A 10,774-nucleotide genomic window follows, 5' to 3' on the forward strand; every position below is an offset into this window, starting at 1 on the left:
TATCATGGTGACTTATTAGGGTTTATGCATCATATTATTTACGTTACCTTATAATAAACATCAGGTCTTATTAGCCAAGTGCTTACTTAGAATTTTAGGCTAAACAGGAGAGTGGCATAACATGCTCAATATGACAGAATTAAAAGTCTTTATTACGGCAGCGGAAGAAATGAACTTTAGTCGTGCTGCTCAACGCCTACACCTTTCTCAATCTGCTGTCAGCCAGAATATTCGCTCACTTGAACGGTCCTATAATGTTGAGTTATTTATTCGACGGGGACGCTCAGTTTCCTTGAGCGAGGCTGGACAGGCCATCTTACCCATGGCGCGCGAGCTATTTAATACATCTCGCCTCCTTGAGGATGCATTGCATAATATTCATGGTGAAATCTGTGGACTAATTGATATCGGCTGTTCAACAACCTCCGGAAAGTATCTCCTACCCAATATGGTTGCGTCTTTTCGAAATTTATATCCCAAAGTTTGCGCAAATATTAATGTTCTTGGGCGTCGCAGTGTAGTTAACGGTCTCCTGGAGGAAAAATTCTGTATGGGTGTGCTAAGCAAGCGCATTGAGCACAGCCAACTCGAATACCAACCCTTCTACGAAGACCGCGTTATCTTGATCGTCCCCCCCGACCACCCGTGGGGAGAATACGGAAAAGCCCTACCATCTGACTTAATTGACCAACCATTGATCTTGCGAGAAAAAACAGCTGGTACGCGTGAGGTCATGCAAGAGGGTTTACAATCTCATGGGATCACACAGGATATGCTGAACGTAGTCATGGAAGTAGGCAATGCCGAAGCAATTGAGATCGCAGTTGAAGAAGGGATTGGAATTGCTTTCATATCTGAATTAGCGGCTGCGCGCCCACTATCGCTTGGTTATATCAAAAAAGTGGAACTGGAAGGATTGGATTTACAACGCACCTTATTTATGGCCCGCCATATTCCCACCCCCTTTACCCGAGCACAAAGTTTGTTCTGGGACTTTGTTAAAGAGAAACAAAACATGAACGGCGAGACAGTCTTAGACAATTTAATTGGCACTTCTGTCACCATTTAACATTCTACAAGTTATAAAAAATGACCAGCTTACCTTACATCATTCCGGTATTTTTCTTCTATGGCTTGGCCTTTTTCAGTATGGGCTTACTTGTTGCCATTGAGGGCGGTCAAGCAGCAGATCCTCGCCTGAGAAAAGCTTTACGCCCTCTTGCTGGATTTGGTCTGGTCCATGGAACACATGAATGGCTGGAGATGTTCCAATTTATTGACCGGTCACTAGGCATTCCGGAGCCCCCTTATATTTCCATAGGGCGAATAGCCATATTAGGAATATCCTTCGTTTCATTGGCTGCCTTTGGCAGTTACCTTTTGGCGCCTTCAGTAAAGGCACAGCGATACATATTGCTCATACCACTAGGCCTTGAGGCGATCTGGGCATTTGGAATTATTACGCTGAAAGGCCTGTATCCTCCAGAAGAAATGTGGACCATCGCTGATGTGTGGACACGCTATACCCTGGCTATTCCATCATCCCTTCTGGCACTATCTGGATTAATAATACAGCAACGGATATTCCGCAAAGCCGGCATGCTTAAATTTGGCCGGGATGCTCTTTGGGCTGCGGTAGCGTTTGGCTGGTATGGTTTAGTTGGGCAAGTATTTGTCAAACAAAGCCTGTTACCACCATCAACTGTTGTAAATCAAGATCTATTCTTGGAAGTAGTAGGTTTTCCTGTGCAACTGTTGCGTGCGTTAACGGCTTTGGGTGCGGCTGTTTTCATCGTCCGATTTTTACGCTCTTTTCAAGTGGAAGCAAGCCAAAAGATGGCTGAACTTCAGGCAGAACGTCTGCGCGCTTCACAACAACGTGAAATTTTAAAAGGGGATCTTTATCGCCGCGTAATAGAAGCACAGGAAGCAGAACGGCAGAGAATTGCCCGTGACCTCCATGATGAAACAGGTCAATCTCTGTCAGCCATCGGATTGGGACTACGCGGGCTGTCATCATCCATCAAACAAAGTCGCAACATAAAGACCTTGATGGAATTGGAAAAAATGGTCGCAAATTCATTAAATGAGTTACAACGCGTGATTTCGGACCTACGTCCTTCCCATCTTGATGACTTGGGGTTACCGGCTACAATGCGCTGGTATGTTGGTCAGGCACAGGAGCGAACCACTTCCTACCTTGAATTTGAAACAATTGGCGAAGAGAAAGAAATTTGCCCGGAATATATGACCGTCATGTTTCGCATTTTCCAGGAAGCGATCACGAATGTAATTAAACATGCAGATGCATCTCGAACCACAGTTCAACTGGTTTTCAATCCCAATGAGATGCAAATTATTGTGAAGGATGATGGTCATGGTTTTGAATCAAATCGTTCAAAAGATAAAACTACCTGGGGATTACTCGGCATGCAGGAACGAACAACCTTATTAGGTGGCCAATTTCTTGTACATTCAAATCCCGATCAAGGAACAAAAATTGAGGCCATTATCCCCTATTGTGCTATACACAGGAATGACAAAAAATGACAATTCGCCTTCTTTTAGTTGACGATCATATGGTGGTCCGCACTGGCCTTCGGATGTTACTCGAAGGATCTAAAGATATTGAAATCATTGGTGAGGTGAGTACAGCCAAAGAGGCAATTGATTCTGCCAGGAAACTGCAGCCAGATGTGATCCTGATGGATATTGGTCTGCCAGACATGTCTGGAATTGAAGCCACTAGAGAAATAAAACGCTCCTCTGACAAGATTGCTATTGTAGCACTCACTATCCACGAAGATGAAGAATATTTTTTCAAAATGCTGGATGCTGGCGCATCGGGATACGTACCAAAACGTGCTGCCCCCGAAGAACTACTAACAGCAATCCGCGAGGCCGCTGCTGGTGAGGTTTATCTCTTCCCTTCGATGGCGAAATTATTAGTCAAAGACTACCTAAGCCTTGATCGCTCTCCAGAGCAGAATGACAGCTTAGATGGCATAACTGAGCGTGAACAAGAGGTGCTGACCTGGCTTGCAGAAGGCGCATCCAATGATCAAATCGCCGTTGCTCTAAATATCAGCCCGAAAACAGTTGCTCGTCATCGCGAAAATATTATGCGCAAACTTAATTTACATTCTCGTACTGAGTTGGTCCGCTATGCCATTCGCAAGGGAATTATAAAACCCTAATAACACTTAATTGATAAAAGAAGACGGCCGCATATGCAGCCGTCTTCTTTTTTTTGGGGTATCAAGTGTGGGATTACCATCCTATTAATGACCAAACTCATCAGGAAGTTTGTTGGCTAATTTGATGTTTAGCCAGTTCCTCAACAATTCATGGGGTATCAACCCCATAAAAATCCAATTTGTATCAGGAATTACCCATAGTATTTATATTCTTTATGGGGAGTTCTTCATTAAATAAATCGGGGGAATACCGGATTTACTTCCCATGGCTGTATCACATAAGATAAGGGTGAAAGAATTCACAAATAAAGAATGCAATATTACTGCAAAAGGAGTAAATCATGAATGCCCTGCTAAATATTTTCATCCTATTTCTGGTACGAATTGTAATTCCTTTTACTCTACTCATGCTCATCGGAGAAAAAGTAAATCATCAGCACCACAAACACCAACAGTTATTCTGAGGAGAGAGCTATGGAATGGCTTGAAGCGCTTGCCATCATTCTGACCACTATTGGGATACGGTTTCTTATCCCCATAATACTGACGATTGGGATCGTTTACTTCTTAAGACAATTGGACGCTCGTTGGCAGGCAGAAGCTAAAGAACTTACTTTACTTCCTGCATCCGCCTTCGAAGGTCCGCGTTGCTATGAGGTCAATGGGTGTTCTCCTGAGCAAATGGAAAAATGCCCGGTTCCCACCCAATCTCAACCTTGCTGGCAAGTTTTCCGCAACGCCAAAAATGGCCGCTTGCAGGAAAGATGCCTGTCCTGTAAGCAATTCACCCAAGCTCCAGTACCTGCTGGAATATATAGATTATCAACTTGAAGGAGATAGATATGTTCTCACATCCAGAACGCTTGATCATAGCCCTGATGATCGCATTATTATTTGCAGGAGTAACCCTCGTTGCAGCAGAGGCATCGTCCCCACAATCCATTTCTCCGCAGAGTGAGCTACCCTGTGAAGGGTGCCATTCTGCTTTTATGGAAAGCTGGCAAAGTGGCCCTCACGGACAAGCTACGATCGATCCCATTTTCAATGAAGCATGGGATGCTCAAGGTAATCCTGGCGCTTGCCTATCATGTCATACAACTGGCTTCGATCCTGAGACTGGTACCTGGGAAAAGGATGGGGTTTCGTGCGAAGCCTGTCATAGTCCAATCCCGGAAGACCATCCAAAAAACCCTGCCCCCATAGAACGTTCACCTATTTTATGCGGCAACTGCCATAGCGACGTCCGTTTTGGCTGGGAAGAATGGGAAGTCAGCTCACATTTTCAGCGCGATATAACTTGCATTAATTGCCATGATCCCCATATGGCAAATGTGAAGTCTCTCGCCTCGGCGAGCGGAGATGATACCTATGATGACGCATCATCACTTTGCCTGAATTGTCATAAAGAATATATCCAAAACAATCCGAACATCTCCCATTTTAATCATGTTCACAACAATGCTTCATGCGTCGATTGTCATCTGACGATGAATAAAGATCTCCCCGCACACACCGTTCCTGATCACAGTTTTCAAGCAACTTTGAGTGCCTGTATCAACTGTCATGAAGATGAAATGCATCAATCAACAGAGACTAATGTCAGTGATGAAGATCTTGAAGAAATGCTCAATGCAGATTCAGTGGCATCTAAACCTTCACCTGTTAGCCCTCTTGGTTTTGCTGGCTTGGCTAGCCTGATTGGCATCGCAGCAGGCACAGTCTTGGCCCCTTGGCTTGAGGAAAAATATAAGGCAATAAAGGATAAAGGGAGCAATCAGAATGAGCACTAAAATTAAACGTCGCGATTTTCTGAAAATCGCTGGAGCAGGGGTTGTTGGTCTCGCTGGTCTTCAGCTCATGCGCCCGGATGCACATGCATCCGGGGGTGTAGAAGCAGGAGAGCACCAGTGGGCAATGGTCATTGACCAATCAAAATGCACCGGCTGTGGACAATGTACGCTATCTTGTCGTGCCCACAATGATGTCCCCCCGGATATTTCCTGGAACGAAGTCCTCCCTGCCGGAGAAGTTGAAGGTCATCAAGTATTCCTGGCTCGCCCCTGTATGCACTGTGAAAATGCCCCTTGCGTAGAAGTTTGCATGGTGGGAGCCTCCTACTATCGCCCCGACGGGATCGTCATGATGGATTATGACAAGTGCATTGGCTGTCGCTATTGTGAAGTAGCCTGCCCATATCAGGCGCGCTCGTTCAACTGGGAGAAATTCGAAGGCGATAATCCAGCAGTCCCCGAATGGGGTCAACCGGAAGTTGATCGACGACCACGCGGAGTTCCTGAAAAATGTTCCTTCTGCTATCAACGTATTGATCGTGGGCTGGAACATGGTCTAACCCCTGGCGTTGATCCGGATGCCACCCCCGCTTGTACAGTGACCTGCCCTACAGGTGCACGCATATTTGGAGATCTGAACGATCCTGAATCTGAAGTCAGCAAGATTATTCATTCGCAGCATACAGTCCGCTTGCGTGATGAGTTGGGAACCGCCCCGCGCGTGTATTATGTGCTGGCTACCCCAGAAGATTTCAAGGAGGCAGAAGCATGATTAAAAACCTACGTGCCCGCTTACAGCCTACTCCCTGGTTGGGTTGGCTGGCATTCCTGAGCATCTTCCTGATCGCTGGTGTTATTGGTGGCGTGATCGTTTTGTGGAAGGGTTTATCTGTAACCAATCTGACCGATCTCGTACCCTGGGGTTTGTGGATCACAATAGATCTTTCCTCGATTGCACTTGCGGCTGGGGCCTTCTCTCTGTGCGCAGCCGTATATCTGATCGGTCTAAAACGATATGAACCGGTCGCCCGTACCGCCACCTTTGTTGGCCTGATCGGCTACAGCATGGCTATGCTCTGCCTATTCATGGATATCGGCCGTCCATTCAAGTTCTACCAGGCTTTTCTGTATTGGAATACGCATTCCCTGCTCTGGGAAGTGACCATGTGTGTCGCTCTTTATTTCACCGTGCTGCTACTGGAATCCATGCCGATCATTGCAAATATGGATTGGCTGCGCACCCGCTTCCCCAATCTGACAGCCAGGATGTCACGAGTCCATCACTATGCACCCTATTTGGCCATTGCTGGTCTCGTTCTCTCAAGTTTGCACCAATCATCTCTGGGTGCAGCCTATGGTGTGCTGAAGGCTCGCCCCTTTTGGTACAAGCCTGAGATGTCGGTACTATTCATGCTCTCGGCTATCGTGGGTGGGATCTCCATGACTCTTTTTGCTTCGATGCTTGCATCCCAACTTACAAATAAGGCCAAGGTCAGGGACGAATTGATTGAAAAACTGTCTCTCTTCGTGGGCTGGGCACTGGTCGCATATTTCTACTGGCGCTTCTGGGATACGCTCTCCATGACCTACACTTACGAACCCGGTCGGACTGAGGGTTTGCAACTGCTCACCAAGGGTCCACTGGCCTTCAACTTTTGGTTCGGTGAGATCCTGATAGGAATCCTCCTCCCGATGATCCTGCTGCTCAACAGCAAAACCAGGGAAAATCGCTTCTGGCGTATGTCAGCACTGCTGATGGTTGTTGGAGGCCTGGTAGCCTATCGCTGGAATATCAATCTTGCCGGCGCATTGGTTGTGCTGTCGTATTTACCTGGGCAACCGACAGTTACTTACGCATCCTATGCCCCATCGCTAATCGAGTGGTTGGTTGGCTTGGGTGTAATCGCCTTTGGATTACTGGTATTTTCCCTGGGTGTACGCTACTTACGCGTGGTGGATCACTTTTTTGTCGAAGAAGAACATGGTACTGTCGATATAAAGGCGACTCAGCCAGTAAGAATTTAGCAATACTTCCATAAATAATGATCAAAAAGCCGCTCAAATGAGCGGCTTTTTCTATACAAAATGAAATAAATACTACTAGGGGGAAATTGCAGGATATAGGGGAAGGAACACAAAAATTTGTAAATAACCTTTGCTTATCAATCATCATAAGCGAGAAGTATAACGATTGTTATTTTCATCACTTGTCGTAAGGGATTGACCATAATACTATTAGTGAAAATAATAACAAAGATTGGAAATCACATAAAAGGAAAAACTTTATGCATTTTAAGAATAACCCACTATTTCAAATTTCTCTGGTTTTATTCGTTCTAGGAATGACAAGTTGTGCTGGTGGGGCTACGCCCTCTGTAGAACTTCCGACACCAGAACCTTTGGTTGAAAATACACCTGTGCCAACTGCCGCTCTTCTAATCGAACCTGATATCCAAAATAATTGTCTGGATTGCCATACTGACAAGGAACGTCTCATCGATAATGCAAAACCGATCCTTGAGGTCATCTCTGAGAATGAAGGGGCTGGCTGAGGTGGCGAAGTGGCTCCGTTGGAGCCTTGGGAGAAAGTCCTCGTCGAAGATGAGTTTACCAGTACAGTCCATGGGGAAGTACTCTGTACCACTTGCCATGAGGGAGCACAGTCCCCGAATAAGGATGAAGCACACATCAATATGATCTCTGATCCCAGCGCTGCCCCAAATCAGGGCTGCCAGATGTGTCATTCAACAGAGACAGAAACCTTTGAAAATAGTTTGCATTCAAATCTGAATGGCTATTGGACAGCAATAGACGCTCGTTCTGCGCCAGAAGATCATCAAGCATTGGAAAGTATGTTTGGCAACCATTGTTCATCCTGCCACACAACATGTGGAGATTGTCATGTCAGCCAACCAAATTCAGTTGGGGGCGGGTTGATTGATGGCCATAATGTCAAGAAAACACCCTCCATGACCCGAAATTGCACGGCCTGTCACGGGAGTCGTATTGGCTCTGAGTATTTGGGAAAACACGAAGATCTGCCAGGTGACGTCCATTTCCGACAAGGGCGGATGAACTGTGTTGACTGCCATACAGGCATGGAGATGCACGATTCAACAGGTACTTGCACAGAATGCCATACAACTCCCGAAGAAGCTGAATTATTGAATAATCTCGATCGCTATTCAGGGGCACAGATCCCATCATGTGAGTCATGTCATGAAACTGTAGGTGCATCCGGCGATGCAAATCCTCAACATCTTTTACACCAGGAGAAACTGTCCTGCCAGGTATGTCATTCGATCTCTTATACAAGCTGTGATGGCTGTCATGTAGCAGTTAGCGAAGAAACAGGCAATCCATTCTTCAGCACAGAGGGATCATATCTTAACTTCCTCATTGGCCAGAATTCGGATCCAAATTACCACCGTCCTTACGAGTATGTGCCCGTGCGTCATATCCCTGTTGACACAGAAAGCTATGCCTTCTACGGTGAGAACCTGTTGTCAAACTTTGATGCCAAACCAACCTGGGAATATACAACACCCCATAATATCCAGCGCAATACCCCACAGAATGAATCCTGTGACGCATGCCATGGTAATGAAGAAATATTCCTGACAGCAGATAAAGTATCTCCAGAAGAATTGCAAGCCAATCAAGGCGTGATTATCGATGAAGTCCCTCCTCTAAAGTAGAGGAGTTATAAAAAAAGCAAGACTATCAAATTTCTCAGAAGGAGAAAAAAGTAATGAAAATGAACCGCGTTTTATATTTGCTACTTAGTAGCCTGATGGTACTGGGATTAGTCCTTGGTGCCTGCTCCCCAGCTCCAGTGGCAGAAGAAGCCCCTGTTGTTGAAGAAGCAGTTGTTGAAGAAACCGTAGAAGAAGAGCCAATGGAAGTAGCGCCTGATCTGGATGCGGCCTATAAACCGATGATTACAGATATAGCTGCGAAAGGCTACTATGCGCTCAAAGATATGGCCCTCCTCAATGAAATGCTTGGTAGCGATACCCCGCCCTTCCTTTTGGATGTCCGCGAAGTCTCTGAACTGGAAGAGAAAGGTCACATTGAAAGCGCAGTAAATATTCCTCTGCGTGAACTCGCCCAGAATCTCGAGCTTCTGCCCAGTTTCGATACCCCCATTGTAGTGTATTGTGGCAGCGGGTGGCGTGCGGCGATTGCTATGACGGCCCTTTATGGCATGGGGTGGACAGACGTAGTGACTTTCCATCCACCGAGCTATGGTGGCTGGGTTGAACAAGGTTACGCGACTGTTGAAGGCGCTGCACCGGACGCGACGATATTGAATGCTGCACAACCGGACGCTGCCATGGTTGCCGCTATGGATGAAATGTTGGCCACTATTCCAGAAGGCTGGGGGGTAATCACCGCAGATGTTTTAGCCACAGAAATCATTGAAAACCCAGACTTGATTGTCATTGACGTACGCAAAGATGCTGAATTTGACGAAAGCATAATTGATGCGCCGAATGTGGTTTGGGTAACGCTGGATGACTTCATCAACTTGCAAGATCAATGGCCTGCAGACTTGGATGCCCCCATCGTGACCTACTGTAAAGCAGGACATCGATCTACTGTAGCCATGACCATTCTGATGAACTATGGTTATACAAATGTGCGCAGTCTAAAAGGTGGATTTGTCGGTTGGAAAGAAGCCGGCCTCCCTACGATTGGCCTAGGTGATAACTACAGCACAATGCTCGCCAACATGACGGGCTATAACACTGTCAAAGCAGATGGACTGCTGGTCGAGTTGGCCGAAGATGCGCCCCCCTTCCTGCTGGATGTTCGCAGCGCTGCTGAACTGGAAGAAAGTGGACATATTGAAGGTGCAACCCACATTCCGTTGAATGAACTGGCTCAGAATCTTGACCTGCTGCCCAGCTTTGATACTCCCATCGTAACTTATTGTGCTGGTGGTTGGCGCGCAACCATCGCCATGACCGCGCTGCATGGTATGGGCTGGACGGACGTCCGCGCCCTCAAAGTTACTTTTGCTGAGTGGAAAGATGCTGGCAACCCGGTTGTCGAGGGCCTACCCGAAAACATGATTCTGGATGTCGTTGAGGTAGGCGAGGGCTTGACCGCCCCGGTTGACACAGCTGTTAATGTTGCTAAGGATACCGGTTGGGGCGTCAAAACAGCTGAAGATCTGAGCATTGCCCTGGTTGAAAATCCTGATCTGATCCTGATCGATGTCCGCACTCCTGGCGAATTGACAGAAAAAGGCGTCATCGCAGTCGAGGGCCAGGAATTGCTGGCCATCCCGATGGAAAGCTTCGTGGCCGACGCTGCCATGTGGCCTGCTGACAAAAATGCCGAGATCGTCATTTACTGTGGCAGTGGACACCGCTCCACAATGGCAATGACCATCCTCCTCTCAAAAGGTTATTCCAACGTAACCAGCCTAAAAGGCGGTTTCGGTGGCTGGGCTGAAGCTGGATTGCCCGTTGCCGAGTACGTTGCTGCTGAATAATTATTAGTTATTCGGCTCCTCCTTTAAATCCCCTGAAGATATATCTTCAGGGGATTTTTTTGCCTCAGAATGAGGATTTCATTCCTTATATTCAAAGAGATAAGAAAAATTTCTCTGCTAAAATAAACGAAAATATTCTAGGAGAGATTTATGTCATTAATCAATCACTACTCAATACTTTGGGGGGTTGCTTTATTATTTGGGCTTTTGGCCTACTTTTTTGGCAAAAATGAAACTAAGAAGAAATATTTAGGCATCCTTGCGGGGATCAGCGTAGTTTTGCT

Annotated in this window: 10 protein-coding genes; all 10 read left to right on the forward strand. The window is 46.4% G+C overall.

From position 1 onward, the window contains the following. Positions 1-130: 130 nt before the first annotated feature. The 10 genes from AC3DOM_RS10920 to AC3DOM_RS10965 all read left to right on the forward strand — a co-directional run bounded on the left by AC3DOM_RS10920 (position 131) and on the right by AC3DOM_RS10965 (position 10,490). Positions 131-1,069 (forward strand): LysR substrate-binding domain-containing protein, encoded by a 939-nt coding sequence (locus AC3DOM_RS10920; protein WP_487919080.1) that lies wholly within the window; start codon positions 131-133, stop codon positions 1,067-1,069. Between the two features lie 20 nt (positions 1,070-1,089). Continuing rightward, positions 1,090-2,550, forward strand: a complete 1,461-nt coding sequence (locus AC3DOM_RS10925) for a sensor histidine kinase (RefSeq protein ID WP_487919081.1) — start codon at positions 1,090-1,092, stop codon at positions 2,548-2,550. Continuing rightward, positions 2,547-3,197, forward strand: coding sequence for a response regulator (locus AC3DOM_RS10930; RefSeq protein ID WP_487919082.1), 651 nt, complete (start codon positions 2,547-2,549; stop codon positions 3,195-3,197). Before AC3DOM_RS10925 ends, AC3DOM_RS10930 begins: the two co-directional genes overlap by 4 nt. A 474-nt stretch (positions 3,198-3,671) precedes the next feature. Then, positions 3,672-4,028, forward strand: coding sequence for a hypothetical protein (locus tag AC3DOM_RS10935; protein WP_487919083.1), 357 nt, complete (start codon positions 3,672-3,674; stop codon positions 4,026-4,028). 11 nt (positions 4,029-4,039) lie between these two features. After that, the gene (locus tag AC3DOM_RS10940; protein WP_487919084.1) at positions 4,040-4,987 is read left to right on the forward strand and encodes a cytochrome c3 family protein; all 948 of its coding nucleotides are present in this window, start codon (positions 4,040-4,042) and stop codon (positions 4,985-4,987) included. Next, positions 4,977-5,759 (forward strand): sulfate reduction electron transfer complex DsrMKJOP subunit DsrO, encoded by a 783-nt coding sequence (dsrO, locus tag AC3DOM_RS10945; protein ID WP_487919085.1) that lies wholly within the window; start codon positions 4,977-4,979, stop codon positions 5,757-5,759. Before AC3DOM_RS10940 ends, dsrO begins: the two co-directional genes overlap by 11 nt. Then, complete coding sequence (gene nrfD, locus AC3DOM_RS10950) at positions 5,756-7,012, forward strand: NrfD/PsrC family molybdoenzyme membrane anchor subunit (RefSeq protein WP_487919086.1); 1,257 nt, start codon at positions 5,756-5,758, stop codon at positions 7,010-7,012. The genes dsrO and nrfD overlap by 4 nt, the downstream gene beginning before the upstream one ends. A 260-nt stretch (positions 7,013-7,272) precedes the next feature. Continuing rightward, on the forward strand, positions 7,273-7,539 hold the full coding sequence (locus AC3DOM_RS10955) for a hypothetical protein (RefSeq protein ID WP_487919087.1): 267 nt from the start codon (positions 7,273-7,275) through the stop codon (positions 7,537-7,539). Between the two features lie 9 nt (positions 7,540-7,548). Then, positions 7,549-8,685, forward strand: a complete 1,137-nt coding sequence (locus AC3DOM_RS10960; RefSeq protein WP_487919088.1) for a hypothetical protein — start codon at positions 7,549-7,551, stop codon at positions 8,683-8,685. 53 nt (positions 8,686-8,738) lie between these two features. After that, positions 8,739-10,490: a rhodanese-like domain-containing protein gene (locus AC3DOM_RS10965; RefSeq protein ID WP_487919089.1), complete on the forward strand. Its 1,752-nt coding sequence runs from the start codon at positions 8,739-8,741 to the stop codon at positions 10,488-10,490. Positions 10,491-10,774 lie beyond the last annotated feature (284 nt).

It is taken from the genome of Candidatus Desulfolinea nitratireducens, from assembly GCF_982879505.1.

Excerpts from the sequence above, each read along its gene's own strand:
- AC3DOM_RS10920 (WP_487919080.1), top strand. The coding sequence starts at position 131 with ATGACAGAATTAAAAGTCTTTATTACGGCAGCGGAAGAAATGAACTTT.
- AC3DOM_RS10955 (WP_487919087.1), top strand. The coding sequence starts at position 7,273 with ATGCATTTTAAGAATAACCCACTATTTCAAATTTCTCTGGTTTTATTC.
- AC3DOM_RS10965 (WP_487919089.1), top strand. The coding sequence starts at position 8,739 with ATGAAAATGAACCGCGTTTTATATTTGCTACTTAGTAGCCTGATGGTA.
- AC3DOM_RS10930 (WP_487919082.1), top strand. The coding sequence starts at position 2,547 with ATGACAATTCGCCTTCTTTTAGTTGACGATCATATGGTGGTCCGCACT.
- AC3DOM_RS10940 (WP_487919084.1), top strand. The coding sequence starts at position 4,040 with ATGTTCTCACATCCAGAACGCTTGATCATAGCCCTGATGATCGCATTA.
- nrfD (WP_487919086.1), top strand. The coding sequence starts at position 5,756 with ATGATTAAAAACCTACGTGCCCGCTTACAGCCTACTCCCTGGTTGGGT.
- AC3DOM_RS10925 (WP_487919081.1), top strand. The coding sequence starts at position 1,090 with ATGACCAGCTTACCTTACATCATTCCGGTATTTTTCTTCTATGGCTTG.
- dsrO (WP_487919085.1), top strand. The coding sequence starts at position 4,977 with ATGAGCACTAAAATTAAACGTCGCGATTTTCTGAAAATCGCTGGAGCA.
- AC3DOM_RS10935 (WP_487919083.1), top strand. The coding sequence starts at position 3,672 with ATGGAATGGCTTGAAGCGCTTGCCATCATTCTGACCACTATTGGGATA.